This is a genomic window from Streptomyces sp. NPDC005496 (assembly GCF_042872045.1).
GTDB lineage: Bacteria > Actinomycetota > Actinomycetes > Streptomycetales > Streptomycetaceae > Streptomyces.
This window is the reverse complement of sequence record NZ_JBIAJQ010000012.1, coordinates 95,294-110,970: the sequence shown is the minus strand read 5'-3', so window position 1 is coordinate 110,970 and position 15,677 is coordinate 95,294. Positions and strand designations below refer to the sequence as shown.

Sequence of the window (15,677 nt, the reverse complement as noted above, 5' to 3'; positions counted from 1 at the left end):
GACGCCGCCCCGCCTGTGACCCACATCACATGATGTTCCTGTCAGTAGTCGGGGCGCTGTTCCGCTCAAGTCGCCGAGAGCACTCGGACCGACAGGAGCGCATCACATGAAGCACCGCATCGTCATCCTCGGCGCCGGCTACGCCGGGGCCTACGTGGCCGGGACCCTGGCCCGGCGGCTGTGCCCGGCGGACACCGAGATCACCGTGGTCAACGCCGAGTCGGACTTCGTCCAGCGGCTGCGGCTGCACCAACTCGCGGCCGGTCACACGATCGAAGCCCCACAGCTCGCCGACGTCTTCGCAGGCACGGGGATACGGCTGCGCCTGGCCCGTGTGACAGCGCTCGACCTCGAGCGCCACGTCGTCACCGTGGCCGACGCCACCGGCGGCGGCGAGGTCGGCTACGACACGCTCGTCTACGCGCTCGGCAGCCACGGCGATCACGGCGGTGTCCCCGGCGCGGCCGAGCACGCCTTCGACGTCGCCGCCCGGCCCTCGGCGCTGCGCCTGCGCGAGCGCCTGGACAGCCTGGGCGCCGGCGGGAGTGCGGTGGTCGTCGGCGACGGGTTGACCGGCATCGAGACAGCCACCGAGATCGCCGAAGCCCGGCCGGGACTTTCGGTGGCGCTGGTCGCCCGTGGCGAGCTGGGCGCCAGGCTCTCCGCCGGAGCCCGCGACCATCTCCGTCAGGCCTGCGCCCGGCTGGACATCACCGTCGTGGAGCACACCGAGGTCGAAACCGTCGAGGCGGGGCGGGTCCTGTGCTCCGACGGCACCGTCCTGGCGTCCGACGCGACTGTATGGACGGCCGGGTTCGCGGTCGGCCCCGTCGCCGCCACTTGCGGGCTGGAGGTCACCGAGAGAGGCCGGATCGTCGTCGATCGCAGCATGCGGTCGGTCTCCCACCCGGACGTCTACGCCGTCGGCGACAGCGCCTACGCCATCGGTGACAACGGCCGGCCGCTGCCGATGTCGTGCGCTTCGGCCGGCCACACCGGCATGCAGGCCACAGCGGCGATCGTGGGACGCCTGGCCGGCCGCAAGATCCCGAACACCAGGCTGGAGTACCTGGGCAACCACATCAGCCTCGGGCGGCGGGACGGCATCCTGCAGCTTGTCGACCGCGAGGGCGAGGCGAAACCGAAGCACGTGGGAGGACGGAAGGCCGCGCGGATCAAGTCGGGCATCCTCAGGACGTCACTGTGGACCACCTCGCACCCGACCTTCGGCCTGCCCAGGAGCAAGCGCCGCCTGGTGGTCACGCCGGATGCGTCCGCCGAGAAAGCATCGCGTGGCCGTCCGGCGTCCGCCTAGGGTGAGCCGCGTGGACAGCGCCACCACCGACCGCTTCGGCCTCAGCCGGTTCGAGGCCAGCCGAAACCGGCTGGCCTCGCTGGCCTACCGGCTGCTGGGCTCCGCCACCGACGCCGAAGACGCCGTACAGGACGCCTTCCTGCGCTGGCAAGCCACCGACCGGCGCCGGATCAAGGTGCCGGAAGCATGGCTGACCAAGGTCGTCACCAATCTGTGCCTCGACCGGCTCCGCTCGGCGCAGGCCCGCCGTGAGCGCTCTGTCGGCGCCTGGCTGCCCGAACCACTCCTCGACGGCGACCCGATGCTCGGCCCGGCCGACACTTTCGAGCAGCGCGAGTCGGTCTCCCTTGCCGTACTGACGCTCATGGAGCGCCTGTCACCCGTCGAGCGAGCCGTGTACGTCCTGCGCGAGGCGTTCTCCTACGGCCACTCCGAGATCGCCGAGATCCTCGACATCACGGAGTCCGCAAGCCAGCAGCACCTCCACAGGGCCCGGCGCCGCATCTCCGCAGCGGGCCGCCGCGGCGGGGAGGTCGACGAGGCATCCGCCCGCAGGATCGTCGAGGAATTCCTCGCCGCCGCCTCCTCGGGCCGCACCGAACGGCTCGTGGCCTTGCTCACCGACGACGCGGTCGCGACGTCCGACGGTGCCGGTCTGACGGAGAAGCTGCTGCGGTTCGATACTCCACAGCGCATCGCCGCCGTCGTACGAGCCGGCTTCAAACCCACACCCGCCAAACGGCGGTTCGCAGGCGGCACGCCCGCCATCCACTACGCGCTCGTCAACGGTGCGCCCGCGATCCTCTTCGTGGTCGGCCAACAGGTCGTCGGCGCCGTGACGTTCGACATCGCCGACGGCAGGATCGCGACCGTGCGCGGGATCGCCGCCCCCACGCGCCTCGTCCGCCTGACCCGGGCCTGGGGTCAGCACGGACCGGACGCGCCACTCGTCACGCAGTGGTGACCCACCGGCCGACAGTCAACGGCTGTACGCCGTCGAAGATCAGCGAACCGACGTAAGCTCCGCGCGGGGCCGGCGTCCCCCTGGAACCATCAGCGCGTTGTCGCCGCGTACTCGTCGGACGACAGCTCGAACACCCGAACTCGCCGACCGCAGGTGGGATTCACGGTTTCGCGTGCGAGCCGCATCCCGAGCTTGGCCATGATCCGTTCGGAGGCGTCGTTGCCCACCTGCGCGATGCTGACGATCCGCTCGAGCCCGGCGTCTTCGAATCCGAACCGTACGGCGGCCGCGGCGGCCTCCGTGGCGAGGCCCTGCCCCCAGAAGGAACGTCCCAGCCGCCAGCCCACCTCGACCGCCGGCAGCACCTCCGGCAGGAAGTGGGGCACCGCGAGGCCGGTGAATCCGGCCAGTTCGCCCGTGGACCTGATCTCCACGGCGAACAGGCCGAACCCCCGCTCCTCCCACTCGCGCTCCCAGGCCCGGATCCCGTCACGGGTCTGCTCCTCGTCACGGACACTGCCGTCCCGGATCCATCGCATGACCTCGGGGTCGGCGTTGACGGCAGCCATGGGCGCAATGTCCGCCTCGCGCCAGCGACGAAGGATCAGACGGGGTGTCTCCAGGGGGACCATCCGACCATTGTGGATCACCCGCACCGCCCGGATGCCGTGGGGGTCGCACGACCGAGCACCTGGACCAGGGGGCGCCAGCCCCAGGACGCGAAAACGCTTTGTGGGCACGCCGGTGACGGCTCGTCAGTATTTCAAGAAGTACTGTCGCCGATGTTGACGCCGACATCCCGCTGGCTCACATTACTTATAGGTAGTACCCAGCGGTAACCCCGCAACCGCCCCCTACGACCAGACCGGCGGCCCGCCCCACAGCCGTCCGGTGCGCGAACGCACCCCCTTGATGCTCGAGCCGCTTTCTTCGCTGCGAAGCCGACTGTGCCGTCACAGCCGCGCCCGCCCCCACGTCGCATCCGAGAAGAGAGAGCACATGCCCAAGCTTCGCCATGTCATGACCACGTCAGCGATCGCCGCCGCACTCACTCTCACCGGCACCACCGCACACGCGACACCGACGCTCGACTACGTCGCCCTCGGTGACAGCTACAGCGCCGGCTCCGGTGTCCTGCCCGTGGACCTCAGCAACCTGCTCTGCCTGCGCTCCACCGCGAACTACCCCCACGTCATCGCCTCCAGAACGGGCGCCCACCTCAAGGACGTGACCTGCGGAGCCGCGCAGACCAAGCACTTCAGCGAGTCCCAGTACCCCGGTGTGGCCCCGCAGACGGACGCCCTCGGCACCGACACCGACCTCGTGACCTTCACGATGGGCGGCAACGACAACAACACCTTCATCAACGCCATCGTGGCCTGCGGCACCGCAGGCATCTCCACCGGCGGCCAAGGCAGCCCCTGCAAGGACAAGAACGGCTCCTCCTTCGAGGACCAGATCGACGCGAACACCTATCCCGCGCTCAAGGCGTCCCTGGAGAAGATCCGCGCCAAGGCTCCCAACGCCCGCGTGGCGGCCCTGGGTTACCCCTGGATCACACCCGCCACCGCCGATCCCTCCTGCTTCGTGAAGCTCCCCATCGCCTCCGGCGACGTGCCCTACCTGCGCAGCCTCCAGGCCCATCTCAACTCCGCGATCAAACGGGCGGCTGAGGAGACAGGGGCGACGTACGTGGACTTCGCCCAGGTGTCCGAGGGCCACGACGCCTGCAAGGCCGCCGGGACCCGGTGGGTCGAGCCGCTCCTCTTCGGACAGAACATCGTCCCGGTCCACCCCAACGTACTCGGGGAGCGGCGCATGGCAGAGCGCACGATGACCGTCCTCGGCCTCGGCTGATCCATCCCGCGCCTGACGGGAGGGCGTCCCTCACCACTCGCGGGCTCGGCTGGACGTCCGGCTGGGCCTGCGATCAGCCCTGCCCTCGGTGACAGCACCGCACATCGTGCACGCTCACCACATGGCATCGGCGGCTTTCGAGACCCGCCGATGCTCAGCGCAGATGAGTACGTGTACTCATGTGCGGGTCGGGCCACCCGTCCGAAGCTGCACCAATGACACAACTCCACGCCCTCACCGGCCAGTTCGCTCACCCCGGACGTGCCATCGCCGTCGCTGCTCTCACATGTCTGGCCCTCGCCGGCTGCGGAACCGACCGGCCTGGTGACAGCGAGACGCCGGATGGAGCGGGCACGACCGCCGCCTCCAAGGTGAGGGCCCCGTCACCGTCGTCCGACCGAGCGGCGTTCGCGAGGATGCTAGACAAGGTCGCCCGACGGTGTCCCCCACCCGGGAAGGATTCCGTCGCTACGAAGCCGAGCGGTCCGTCGGCGGAGCCCAGTCTCGCGCCTGGCGAGACTCCTCCCGCAGACCCGATCGAACCGGGTGCCCCCACGGGCCCCGAGTCGGTGTTGAACGCTCGTGACTGGTGCGCGAGCGTCCAGCACGAACAGCGCATCATCGAGGCACTGCAGGCGGTGCCGAGGCCCACCCCGGCGAGCGTCCGCAAAACCCTGAACGGCCTCGGATACATCGATGAGCGCATCCACGACCTCGGGCAGGACGGCACAGTCACACGTTTCCACCTCGACCTGAGGGAGAGCGGCGGCCGGCTCTGCGAGGCGGGCACGGCAGCGGGCGCGACAACGGACGTGACCCCGTGTTTGGCGCCCACCACCGGCGAGTTCAAGGCCGAAAGGTCAGACGGCAAGCCTTCGTAACGCATTGGGCACCGGACTCCGCTTGCGGCAACAATTTTCGCCTGCGATGTGTAACCCCGGGTAAAGCTGGTGACTCGGCTGCGGCAGGGTTCGGAGAGCAGCCCTGTTGAGTCCTCCGGAACGTGACGTCCGGAGGACTCTTCCTGTGGCGCCATTGACGAGCTTGAGCCGGTGACCGCAAGCGGGCTCGGTCAGGGCCGCCCCGATCGCCTGCTGCCCGTCAGGGCCCCGCCCGTCTGCGCCGCCCGCAGGGCAACTGCTCGCCGCCGGTGATCGACGGCTCCGGACGACTGCCGAACAGTCTTGGCCCCAGCGTTTGGGTAGCACCACCACCGTGAGCGGCTGGAGCCACATCGCCGACAACGCAGCTCCAGCCCTCGTCCTCCCAGCCCTGCTCCGAGAGCGGGAAGTACTCCCGCGCATCCCGGGTGGGTGGTGAGGACGCTCGGTGCGAGGGCGGTAGCCGAGGGGCGCCGCCGCCGTGCTCGCACAAGCGGCCGCTGCTGGACACTCGCCCTCCTCCGGCGGCGGCCGTCCACGGCTCGCCTGTCGCCCCTGCGGGCGTACACGCCGCAGCAACTACCCTGCGTGAGAGTCGAGTTCAGCCGCTTCGAGCAATACGGTCTTCCACTACGACAGTACGCGCTCCCGACGGAACCGGAGCCCTCAACGCCCGGATCCTTCGAGCCAAGCCCCACAGGTCATGTCGGCAGGGCTGCACGCCGCCTTGATCGCGCAGGCGAGGCGGGCTGGAACCGCCGGCACCCGCCTCGCCTGGTTTCGGCTGCGCGGCCGGGCCACTGCTCGTCCCCGCATCAGGGATGGCCGCGCCAGTAGCCGGAGCGCGACCCACCCCGGCGCCAGGCCCCCCGCACGGTGGACGGTTGCTCACGCGGGGGAGACTCCGGCCTTCACGCGAGATAGTGCGCACGTCCTTCGTCGTCGAGCTCGAAGGAGCCCTCCGGGATGACGCAGAATTCGTTGCCCTCGGGGTCGGCCATCACCAGGAATCCCCCGTCGGCGTACTGCTCCAGTCTGCGCCCGCCGAGCCTCTCGACACGTTGCTGTTCGGCAGCGGGGTCGGGTGAGGTGATGTCGAAGTGCATCCGGTTCTTGCCCGATTTGGGTTCGTTGGTCCGCTGAAAGCCCAGGCCCAGGCCGTCTTCCCTCTGAAGCCAGACGTACGGATCCGTACGGCCCACGACGGGTCTGCCGAGCATTTCGGACCAGAACGCGGCGAGCCGCTCGGGGTCGGTGGCATCGACTATGAGGGCGTTGATCTTCATGGGCGAGTCCGTCATGCCCCGATCCTCTCAAGCGTGTCCGGACCCCACGGCCGCCGCAAAGGCAGCTTCGGTGAAGAGCAGTCCTCGCACGACTTCGGCGGCAACCCCCACGCGTGCTGGAGCACACGATACGGAGGTTGCCGCCGAGGCGCGGTTCGAGCCGGGCCCGGTGCCACCGGTGTCCTGCGCCGGCAGGCGCCGTCGTTCAGATCAGTTCGGGTTGCGGAGCCGGCTGCGGGGCCGGCGCGGCTGTCGGTTTCCAGGACGCGGTGGTCCGTACGTAGCAATAGATGACCGAGATCATGGCGAGCACCAGCAGGGGGCCGGTCAGCACGCGGTGTTCGGCTATCTCGACCGACAGGTAGCGGTAGGCGACCAGGAGCGCGACGAGGACCGTCGAGCCGTAGGCGACCAACTGGACTCCCGACCGGTCCCAGCCGTGGTCGAAAGCGCGCAGAGCGCCTTCGACCGTGAGCGTGAAGACCACGCCGGCGATAAGGTCGGCACCGTAGTGGTAACCGAAGCCCAGCGTCGCGGCGAGCGTCGCCACCAGCCAGAACGTGCCGCCGTAGCGCAGGGCGCGGGGGCCCTTGCGTGTGTGGATGAAGATCGCCGTGGCCCACGCGGTGTGCAGGCTCGGCATGCAGTTGCGAGGCGTGATCTCGTCGAACGGCATGAGGTGCGGCGTGCCGATGGGAGGCAGCGTCCCCGGCCACAGGTCGGCCACGGCCCAGGGCTCACTGGGCGGCATATGGGGTGCCCAGAGGCTGACTTCTTCCCAGTGGGCGGCCCCGGTGCCATAGGCGAAGATCGGGCCGACCACCGGGAAGATCATGTAGAAGGCCGGCCCCAGAAGCCCGATCACGAGGAACGTACGCACCAGGTGATGGCGTGGGAAGCGGCGTTCGGCGGCCACGTGGCGCAGTTGGTACAGCGCGACGACGACCGCTGCCACCGGAAGCTGGCCGTAGACGAAGTCGAGGGCGTTGAAGCCGATCGCACCGGAGGCGGTGACGAGACGCCCCACGAGCCAGGACGGGTTGCCCAGCGCGTGGTCGGTGGTCGCCACGTACTGGTCGAGCACCATGGGGCGGGTGGTCGAGGTGAGGTACAGCCAGGCGTCGCCCGTCTTGCGGCCCGCGATCAGGAGCAGGGCCAGGCCCACGCCCTTCAGCAGCAGGACGCGTTCCCGGCCGGTGCGACGGGTGACGGCCACGACCGCGCAGCCGAGGACCACCCACAGCGCGCCATTGCCGAAGGGATGTCCTTCGGTCACCTTGATGTCCGCGACGAAGCGGACGGCCCAGAAGACGATGTCGATGCCGACGGCCGCGCCGAGCGCGATGAAGCGCTGGCGCCAGGTGAGGACCACCATCATCAACGCCATGCTCGCGTAGAGCAGTCCGCCCGATTTGGGCGGGAAGAGGACCTCGCGCGCCTGGGTCGTGATCGGACCCGGCAGACCGTAGTGGCGTACGGCGAATTCGAGCGCTATGAGGAACCCGAGAACCGCGACCGCCGCCACGGCCCACAGCCCCGCTTGTGGATGCCGCCGTATGTGTATCAACCCAGACCACTTCACTAGATGCTGCTTGTGCCACCCGTCCTACTCCCCCGGGCAAGACGGAAAGAACGCCGCTCGGGTTCCGGACGGGTTCCGACCTCGGGTCACACCGTGCCGATTCGGCACCGATGCCCTGAGAGGGACCACGTGCTCCTCGATGAGCTACGGAGCTCGGCATGCGTACGTGCCCGCGTGTCCCCCACCTGTCCCCACTGGACGCCTCTCCCCCCGGCCCGGAGCCGGTTCCGACCTCGATCCGCCGAGCGAAGCACAGCGGATCTGCGCAGGTCAATAGACATACGGCGGCAGCCGTCGGCCCGAGAGAGTGCCCCTGAGGGCCGACCTCATTCTCCCGCACCGGGACGGATGGTCGGCACAGGCGGCCACCTCGGCACTCGCGAGGCGAGAGCGGGTCACCCTGAGGCGGGACATCGCATGACATGTCTGGCCGTGGACGAATCGTGAGGCCGAACCGGTACGACGAGCGGGCCTGGGGCGAGACGACCTCGCCACAGGCCCGCTGACGACCGGAGTCGGGAGGCTACGGAATCGCCACTCCGGGGCCGTTGTCACCGCTCAGGTTCTCGCCGAACAGTGCCTTCGTCGCCAGGGCACTGATGTCCACCGGGTTCTCGGCGACCGACTTCGAGGCGGTCAGGCCCGAGGTGCTGCCGCGCAGCAGCCATACCGCGCCGCCGTTGACGATGGTGCCGAGGTTCTCGCCGGGCGCGCCCGCGATCAGGTCGGCCTTGCCGTCGCCGGTCATGTCGAGCAGCCGGGTCGAGCCGCCGAACACGTCGCCGGACTCCGCAGCGCCCGGCACGCCCGTCGTGTCCTGGTGGAACGCCTGCGCGCCGGTGCCGGTGAGACCCCCCTGGCCACCCTTGAGCAGCACCACGGCGCCGGCTTTCGCCTTCGAGCCGATCGCCTCTCCCGGGACACCGACCGCCAGATCGGGGTAACCGTCGCCGTTCGCGTCACCGGCGCTCAGCCGCCCGCCGAACTGGTCGCTCTTCTCGCTCACCCCGGGCACGCCCGCCGTGTTCTGCGTGATGGTCCGGGTACGGGTCTGGCTGGGACCGGACGGCGAGCCGTAGTAGATCTTGACGGTGCCGGAGTCCTCCTCGTTCTCGGTGTCGCCGTTGGGGAAGATCCGGGTGGCGAGGTCGGCGTAGCCGTCCTGGTCGAAGTCGGCGACAGCGGCACTCGCAGCGGAGTTCAGGCGCTGCGGCACGGTGGACAGGCCGTCCTCGGTGCCGAGCCAGAGCTTGCCGCCCTCGGCGTGGTTCTCGTAGACGTAGAAGGTCGCGAGGTCCTCGATACCGTCGCCGTTGAAGTCGCCCGCGGCGGTGGTGTTGATGGTGTTGTCGGTGCTGTAGACCAACAGCTGCTGCTCACGGGCGGGAGATCCGTCGCGGCGGAGGGGGCCGTAGAGCACGTCGTGGTAGTCGTACTCCTCGCCGTTGCCCATGAACAGGTCCACGTGCCCGTCGTGGTCGAAGTCGCCGGCGGTGATGTCGGCGCCGACCTGGGCGTTGGCCGGTGCCTTGATGCGAACGGCGTCCTGGCCGGAGATGCCGGTCGTCCGGCCCCAGAGGACGATCACCGATCCGCTGACGTTGGCCTCCGGCTGGTAGTCGCGGGTGACGAGGGCCAGGTCCGTCAGTCCGTCGCCGTCCAGGTCGCGGGCGATCATGTCGTAACCGAAGACGTGGTTGTCACCGGAGGCGCCGGGGACGCCGGGGGTGTCCTGGTGGATGACAGTGGTGCGTGCGGGGTCGAGTCCCTGGGCCGAGCCGTAGGTGATCGCGATGTAGCCCGCCCAGGTGTGCCCCCCGACCTGCGCGCCGGGAGCGGCGACGGCGATGTCCTGGTAGCCGTCGCCGTTGAAGTCCTCGCGCACGGTGGCGGCGCTGCCTTCGGCGCTTGCGGAGCCCGCCATGATGGGCACGCTGAACGACCCTATGAGGGCTGCGGCCACGGCGGTCGATATGGCGGGTCGGCGGATTCCCACGGTTCCTCCTTGAAGCGCGCGCGAGGTCGAGCGCACGCGCGAGTGTGATTCACCTGCCAGACACGTGGGAACGGCTGATGGTTGTGCGCGGGCCGGCAGTTGAACGGCTGGAGTACGGCGAGGGCCAGGCGATCCGCAGCCGCCCGAGCGCGCCCGGAGCCGGCGGGCACCTGGGCAGACCGACCGCAAGTGATCAACTCGGCCATCCGGCCTCAGTCATGACCATTTCACACAAGTTGCACAGTCAATCATTGAATGATTCACTACGTGCCGAGGCGGTGAAGGTGCCCGCGACGCGGCAAAGCCGCGACAAGTTCTCCGCGAGGCACAAGCCCCGCATTCCGCTGGCCGGGCCGCATATTTCCCGAGACGGACAGGACGACACCGATGATGAACTCTCTGGCGCCCACGGGCCCCAGAAGCTCTCAGCGATGCCGCTTCGAGCCGGCAGCGGCTTTAGTCACCTGCCCGGCAAGACAGCCTGGCTGACCGCCGGTCCGGCGCCGGCTCCCGCACCTTCGGGCGCCAATACCCGGCGCCGCGAAAACAGGAGTAGCAACCACCCGCAGAGCCGCTTCACCCATCTTTGACCACCTCGGAACCCGTGCCCCACTCCGGCCCCGGCTCCGCTTCCGGCCCACCAACGCCGACCCAGCCACGAATGTGGCCACTTTGACTCACCGGTACTCGCCGCGCCCCCGATCGACCATCGGCACGAGGCAACAGTGAGGAGAGGCACGAGGCCGTCGGGTGACCCCGACGCCGCCCGAGTCGCCACGCCACCGGGCCATCGGCCCGACCAGAACTCTCCGCGCGCGGACCGCGACAGCTCCGCCGCACACCATCGCACCTAAAGCTTCAGAAACAGGACACACATCCTCATGGCAGCAACTTCCCGGCGATCCCTCCTGGGCATGGCCGGCTTCACCACGGCAGCCGCCGCCGTGGCCGGTACCGGGTTCCTCGGCAGCAACAGCGTCGCGGACCGGAAGACGGCGGCACCCAGCTCCCTGAACGGTGTCGACACGCCGGCAGTGACCAGCCTGACCCCCTTCAAGGACAAGCTGCGTGTCCCTCCGACACTGCGGCCCCGCAAGGACGGCATCACCGAGATCGACCTCGTCGACACACGACTGCGCCTGCACTCCCAGATGCCGGCCACCCGCCTGTGGACCTTCGAGGGACACTTCCCCGGTCCCACCATCGAAGTGCAGAGCAGGAGCCGGGTACGTGTCGCTTGGAACAACAAGCTGACGGGTACCACCCCGGTCAAGGCCGTCTGGGTCCACCCCGAGGGTCCCGGACCGGGCCTACTGCCCTTCAACCGGCCCGGCGCCGAGGGTGGTTACGCCCGTCCCGAGGTGGACGGCCTGACCGCGTGGACGTCGGTCCACGTGCACGGCGGGCACCAGAACGCCCTCAATGACGGCGCCGCCGACTTCGGAGTGGCCCATGGCGACGCGCAGTTGGGGGAACTCGCCAACGACCAGGCAGCCGCGCACCTCTTCTACCACGACCACGCGATGTCCGTGACCTCGCTGAACGTGGCAGCGGGCCTGATCGGCAACTACGTGGTGCGCGACGCCGAGGAGAAGCGGCTCCGCCTCCCCGCCGGCGCATACGAGATCCCTCTCACGATCCAGGACGTCAATTTCGACACCGACGCCGACGGACGTCTCAACGGACAGATCCTGGCCAAGCGGATCATCGGCGGGCACGACGCCCCGGCACCGGGCAGCATGCCTCCGGCGCTCGCCTCCATCGCACCGTTCACGATGGTCAACGGCGTGGTGTGGCCCTACCTCGATGTGGAGGCCCGCGCCTACCGGCTGCGTCTGGTGAACGTCTCCAACGCCCGCATCTACCGGCTCACCGTCATCGACGAGGAGTCGGGCAAGCCCGTACGCGGAGCCATGAAGCTCATCGGCACGGACCTGGGCCTGCTCGGCAGACCGCAGACGATCGATGAGGCGCTGTCACTGTCCCCTGCTGAACGCGCCGATGTGGTCATCGACTTCGCGGCCCACCCCGGCAAGCGGCTGCGGCTGGTCAACACGGTCGCCGGACAGCGCCCCGGAGCTGCTCTGCCCGACTTCATGGTCCCCTTCCCGGAGGTGATGCAGTTCCGCGTGGAGAAGAAGCGAAGTACCCCCTACGCGCTTCCGACAACGTTGTCAGCATCCTTCCGGAACCTGACCTCGTCGAGCGTCCCCGATGACGCCACGGAGAGGTTCGTGGTGCTCGCCTTCGACAAGACCGGTGCCATGCCGCAGGTGTGGGAGATGGAGGAAGTCGCCGCCGGGACGGCGGAGGGAGAGGGCATCGTCAAGATCGAGATGGCGGGCAGGACAAGGACCCTGCGACGCACGGGCACGGTGTTCGAGGACACCACCTCCTTCTTCGCCGCCGCACGCACCTGGGAGCGCTGGCACTTCGTCAGCGCCGCCCCCGCCGGCGTGCCCATCTATCACCCCATGCACATACACCTGATGAATTTCCAGGTCATCGACCGGCGCGCCATCGACGCCTCCGGCGTGGACTTCGCCACGGGGCGTACGACGAAACCCATCACACTCGGCGATGCGGTCCCCGTGGCGCCGGAGGAGTCCGGCTGGAAGGACACCATCACCGTCCACGCCAACACGCTCGTCACCGTGGCCGGGCGCCTGGCGAAGCAGACCGGCAAGGTGATGTATCACTGCCACATCTTCGACCACGAGGACGAGGGCATGATGCGCCCCTTCGTGATCATGCCGCCGGCCGTGCACAGGATCCACCACATGCTGATGGACATGAACGGCGAATCAGGGATGGCCCACACCAGCCGCAAGCACTCCGGGATGAAGATGTAGCCACGCCAGAGCCATGGTCGGTCTCCTTCCGGCCCGAATTCGGAAGGAGACCGGCCGCCCCCGCTTGACGAGGTGCCCGCCGGCTGCCCAGGTCGCCACAACCACACGTTGCCTCGGCAGCCGTCCCGAGCAGCACACCCTGCCCTTGGGTGTCCTCTTGGCCCGTCGCCAAGGACACTCCTCGCGGATCTACCCGCGTCGGACGGGTCGACGTCGGACCGCACCGCAAGGGCCGGTTTCCCGCGCGGCCCGACGGTCAGGTTCCGACAGGCCCGCTCCGGCCGGGATCTGCCGCGCGCCCCCAGGACCGCTACTTGGCGCCCGGCGCGGCGGCACCGGAGGCGCTCTCTCCGCGGAGATCGTCCAGGAACCTGCCGAAGTTGCCTTCCGACCAGTGCTCGATGGACTGGCCCTTCACCACGCGGTCGATCGAGATGCCACTGAGACGCACTTCCCGGCCGGACGCGGGGATGCCGAAGATGGTTCCGGTGTGACGGCCCCCGAACTCCCAGCGCGTGACGACCTTGTCGCCTTCCACGATCTGGTCCAGCACGGTCATCTTGAAGCCGGTCAGTCCGGCCTTGATGTTGAGGTCCCCCCGGATCCAGTCCTCACGGTTCTCGGGACCGTTGAAGCCGTGGAGCACCAGATCCTTCGAGATGTAGCGGTCGAACGCGGCCGCCAGGTCCTCGTTGTAGCCGGCGTAGTACGCCGAAGTGACCTGCAGCGGCGACAGGTAGTGGCGGTGCACGGACGAGTGGCCGCCCGAGGTGATGTGCGAACCCTCGTCCTCCGCCGCGGCGGGGACGGCAACGGCGGCCAGGGCGGCAACAACGGCGAGACCGGTCACGGCTCCGACCAGCCTGCCGCGACGCCTGGGCGCTGCGGTGCCGGCGACGGGCTCGGACTGCAAAACCTTCTTGGACATGACAACACTCCTCAAGAGCAGAGTCGGCGATCACCGACTCCGGAACTGCTTGACGCTGCAAGCATGTTCCACGGTCTGACAGCTGTCAAGCCGGGGCGGCGCGCCGCACTCCTCGCCTGGCCGGTGACACCTATGACAAACTCTTTTCATGCGCCACACATGTGAATTCGACACCAATACCCGACGCCGTTCGCAATGCAGAGAGGGCCGGCAGTGAAGGGCTGACGACAAGGGACGCAGAAGGCCCCATCGACAGAGCAGCACCTACGAACCCCGTGGGCGCGACGGACGACAGAGAGCACGCATGACTAGTAGGACGAACGAGCCCACACGACGTGACGCGTCAGCAGCCGGCGGAAAGCACGCGCCGAAAGTCGAGTCGGCGGCGCGCGGGAAGTACTCGCCCGTAAGGATGGATCGCAGCGACATTCTGCGCCGAGGACTGGACACCTTCGCAGAACTCGGTTATGCCGCCACCACCATGAGGGAACTGGCTCGCCGCCTGGGCGTCAGCCACAATTTCATCCACGACCGCTACGGATCGAAGCAGGCCTTCTGGCTGGCCGTGGTCGACTTCGCCCTCGCGGACCTGCAACCCCAGCTCGACCAAGCCCTTGCCACCTACCACGACGACGGCGAACGCCTGGAGCAGGTCGTCCTCCGCTTGTATCGGCTGGCCGCCAACGCCGCCGGATTGAACCACCTGATGGCGGACGAATCAACTCGGGACTCGGAACGCCTGGACCACCTTCACGAACGTTTCGTCAAACCGTTCTGGGAAAGCATCGAGCCGACCATCGAACGCCTTGTGGCAGCCGGACGCATTCCCCGCGTTCCGTCGCACATCATGTATTTCGCGATCACCGGTCCCGCGTTGGCGCTGACTCACGACCCGCTCGCCGACCGCCTGAACCCGGCCGCCTCCCCCATGGCGGCGCAGGACAGAAACGCGATGGCGGACGCGCTCGCCCGCCTGGTTCTGCGAGGCCTGCTCGCACCCTCAAGCCACGAAAAGGACGCAGGACCTGATTGACACGAAAACCCGAAAACGCAAAAGGAGACGTCCGCCTCGGCAGAGCCGTCGGCAGGACAGGAGGAGCCCGCTCCTCTCCGCACTCAGCGCAGCTCGGGTTCCAGGCATCGCAGAACGTGCCGCCCTGCGCTGAGAGTTGCCCCGAGCGATCCGTCCGGGTCCTATCGTTGGGTGATGCGCACACACCCGGTCGACCGCCCGGCCGACCTCGACACAGTCCGTGAGTCCTACGATCGCGTGGCCGACAACTATGCCCATATGGTGGTGACTACGGGCATCGGTGACATCCGCAGGGATCCATGGCTCAAGGCGTCGATCGACGCCTTCGCCGACAGCGTTGGGGAGTTGGGCCCGGTGCTCGACGTCGGCTGCGGTCCCGGAACGGTGACCGGCTACCTCGCGGAGCGCGGAATCGACGTGTCCGGGGTGGACCTTTCGCCTCGCATGATCGAGAACGCGCGACGCCTCCATCCGGACTGCCGCTTCAGCGTCGCCTCGGCCACCGAACTCGAGCTCGAGGAAGCGTCTCTCGGCGGAGTGCTCGGATGGTGGTCGCTGTTCAACCTGCCCCGTGAAGTGCTTCCCCAGGTTCTCGCCCTGTTCGCGCACGCCCTGAAACCCGGTGGATCCCTCATCACCGCCACTCACGTCGGAGACGAGGACGCGCTGCGCACCGAGGCCTACGGCGGCGTGGCCGTCCGCTGGACCACGCACAAGTGGCAGCCGGAGCAGCTCGTCGAGCTGATCGTGAAGGCCGGCCTGCGCCCGGTCGCCGAACTGCGTTTGCCACCAACGGATTACAGCGGGCCGGGTGTGGTCGTCATGGCCAAGCGCCCTGACTGACCGTCAGGCACCGCACCGCACCGGCCGCCCCGCCCCTTCCCCTCGGCTGGGACGATTCTCATGCCGCGGCGTGGGGGCCGGGCACGCCTGGCCGGAATCCTGACTTGGCAAAGCGGCTCCCCCCTCGACGCTCCCCGCAC

At 68.7% G+C, this 15,677-nt stretch carries 13 protein-coding genes; 8 read left to right on the top strand and 5 right to left on the bottom strand.

Features of this window, described 5'->3' with window-relative positions:
- The first annotated feature begins 106 nt into the window (after positions 1-106).
- Complete coding sequence (locus ACFYQQ_RS31690; protein WP_356240490.1) at positions 107-1,315, top strand: FAD-dependent oxidoreductase; 1,209 nt, start codon at positions 107-109, stop codon at positions 1,313-1,315.
- A 10-nt stretch (positions 1,316-1,325) separates the two neighbouring features.
- Positions 1,326-2,279, top strand: coding sequence for a sigma-70 family RNA polymerase sigma factor (locus tag ACFYQQ_RS31685; RefSeq protein WP_355787973.1), 954 nt, complete (start codon positions 1,326-1,328; stop codon positions 2,277-2,279).
- 89 nt (positions 2,280-2,368) lie between these two features.
- Here the strand turns inward: ACFYQQ_RS31685 and ACFYQQ_RS31680 are convergent, their stop codons facing one another.
- On the bottom strand, positions 2,369-2,911 hold the full coding sequence (locus tag ACFYQQ_RS31680) for a GNAT family N-acetyltransferase (protein WP_355787970.1): 543 nt from the start codon (positions 2,909-2,911) through the stop codon (positions 2,369-2,371).
- A 367-nt stretch (positions 2,912-3,278) separates the two neighbouring features.
- Between ACFYQQ_RS31680 and ACFYQQ_RS31675 the strand changes: the two genes are divergently transcribed.
- The gene (locus ACFYQQ_RS31675; RefSeq protein WP_355787968.1) at positions 3,279-4,136 is read left to right on the top strand and encodes an SGNH/GDSL hydrolase family protein; all 858 of its coding nucleotides are present in this window, start codon (positions 3,279-3,281) and stop codon (positions 4,134-4,136) included.
- 215 nt (positions 4,137-4,351) lie between these two features.
- Positions 4,352-5,017 (top strand): hypothetical protein, encoded by a 666-nt coding sequence (locus ACFYQQ_RS31670; protein WP_355787965.1) that lies wholly within the window; start codon positions 4,352-4,354, stop codon positions 5,015-5,017.
- A 911-nt stretch (positions 5,018-5,928) separates the two neighbouring features.
- Here the strand turns inward: ACFYQQ_RS31670 and ACFYQQ_RS31665 are convergent.
- The 3 genes from ACFYQQ_RS31665 to ACFYQQ_RS31655 all read right to left on the bottom strand — a co-directional run bounded on the left by ACFYQQ_RS31665 (position 5,929) and on the right by ACFYQQ_RS31655 (position 9,809).
- Positions 5,929-6,318: a VOC family protein gene (locus ACFYQQ_RS31665; RefSeq protein ID WP_355787962.1), complete on the bottom strand. Its 390-nt coding sequence runs from the start codon at positions 6,316-6,318 to the stop codon at positions 5,929-5,931.
- Between the two features lie 190 nt (positions 6,319-6,508).
- Positions 6,509-7,828, bottom strand: coding sequence for a phosphatase PAP2 family protein (locus tag ACFYQQ_RS31660; RefSeq protein ID WP_388906073.1), 1,320 nt, complete (start codon positions 7,826-7,828; stop codon positions 6,509-6,511).
- A gap of 580 nt (positions 7,829-8,408) precedes the next feature.
- A complete protein-coding gene (locus tag ACFYQQ_RS31655) occupies positions 8,409-9,809 on the bottom strand; it encodes an FG-GAP-like repeat-containing protein (RefSeq protein ID WP_356240496.1) in 1,401 nt (466 codons plus the stop codon).
- Between the two features lie 290 nt (positions 9,810-10,099).
- Here ACFYQQ_RS31655 and ACFYQQ_RS31650 point away from each other — a divergent pair, with 290 nt between their 5' ends.
- Positions 10,100-10,471 carry a hypothetical protein gene (locus ACFYQQ_RS31650; RefSeq protein WP_355788351.1) on the top strand — a complete coding sequence of 124 codons (372 nt, stop codon included), beginning with the start codon at positions 10,100-10,102 and terminating at the stop codon, positions 10,469-10,471.
- Between the two features lie 291 nt (positions 10,472-10,762).
- Positions 10,763-12,733 (top strand): multicopper oxidase domain-containing protein, encoded by a 1,971-nt coding sequence (locus ACFYQQ_RS31645; RefSeq protein ID WP_356240499.1) that lies wholly within the window; start codon positions 10,763-10,765, stop codon positions 12,731-12,733.
- 310 nt (positions 12,734-13,043) lie between these two features.
- Here the strand turns inward: ACFYQQ_RS31645 and ACFYQQ_RS31640 are convergent, their stop codons facing one another.
- Entirely contained in the window at positions 13,044-13,661 is a 618-nt protein-coding gene (locus ACFYQQ_RS31640; RefSeq protein WP_355785126.1) for an ester cyclase, read from the bottom strand.
- A 412-nt stretch (positions 13,662-14,073) separates the two neighbouring features.
- Between ACFYQQ_RS31640 and ACFYQQ_RS31635 the strand changes: the two genes are divergently transcribed.
- Both ACFYQQ_RS31635 and ACFYQQ_RS31630 read left to right on the top strand, forming a co-directional pair.
- Positions 14,074-14,694: a TetR/AcrR family transcriptional regulator gene (locus ACFYQQ_RS31635; RefSeq protein ID WP_355785123.1), complete on the top strand. Its 621-nt coding sequence runs from the start codon at positions 14,074-14,076 to the stop codon at positions 14,692-14,694.
- 174 nt (positions 14,695-14,868) lie between these two features.
- Complete coding sequence (locus tag ACFYQQ_RS31630) at positions 14,869-15,537, top strand: class I SAM-dependent methyltransferase (protein WP_355785120.1); 669 nt, start codon at positions 14,869-14,871, stop codon at positions 15,535-15,537.
- Positions 15,538-15,677 lie beyond the last annotated feature (140 nt).

Excerpts from the sequence above, each read along its gene's own strand:
- ACFYQQ_RS31690 (WP_356240490.1), top strand. The coding sequence starts at position 107 with ATGAAGCACCGCATCGTCATCCTCGGCGCCGGCTACGCCGGGGCCTAC.
- ACFYQQ_RS31680 (WP_355787970.1), bottom strand. The coding sequence starts at position 2,911 with ATGGTCCCCCTGGAGACACCCCGTCTGATCCTTCGTCGCTGGCGCGAG.
- ACFYQQ_RS31675 (WP_355787968.1), top strand. The coding sequence starts at position 3,279 with ATGCCCAAGCTTCGCCATGTCATGACCACGTCAGCGATCGCCGCCGCA.
- ACFYQQ_RS31670 (WP_355787965.1), top strand. The coding sequence starts at position 4,352 with ATGACACAACTCCACGCCCTCACCGGCCAGTTCGCTCACCCCGGACGT.
- ACFYQQ_RS31665 (WP_355787962.1), bottom strand. The coding sequence starts at position 6,318 with ATGACGGACTCGCCCATGAAGATCAACGCCCTCATAGTCGATGCCACC.
- ACFYQQ_RS31655 (WP_356240496.1), bottom strand. The coding sequence starts at position 9,809 with ATGGCGGGCTCCGCAAGCGCCGAAGGCAGCGCCGCCACCGTGCGCGAG.
- ACFYQQ_RS31650 (WP_355788351.1), top strand. The coding sequence starts at position 10,100 with ATGACCATTTCACACAAGTTGCACAGTCAATCATTGAATGATTCACTA.
- ACFYQQ_RS31645 (WP_356240499.1), top strand. The coding sequence starts at position 10,763 with ATGGCAGCAACTTCCCGGCGATCCCTCCTGGGCATGGCCGGCTTCACC.
- ACFYQQ_RS31640 (WP_355785126.1), bottom strand. The coding sequence starts at position 13,661 with ATGTCCAAGAAGGTTTTGCAGTCCGAGCCCGTCGCCGGCACCGCAGCG.
- ACFYQQ_RS31635 (WP_355785123.1), top strand. The coding sequence starts at position 14,074 with ATGGATCGCAGCGACATTCTGCGCCGAGGACTGGACACCTTCGCAGAA.
- ACFYQQ_RS31630 (WP_355785120.1), top strand. The coding sequence starts at position 14,869 with ATGCGCACACACCCGGTCGACCGCCCGGCCGACCTCGACACAGTCCGT.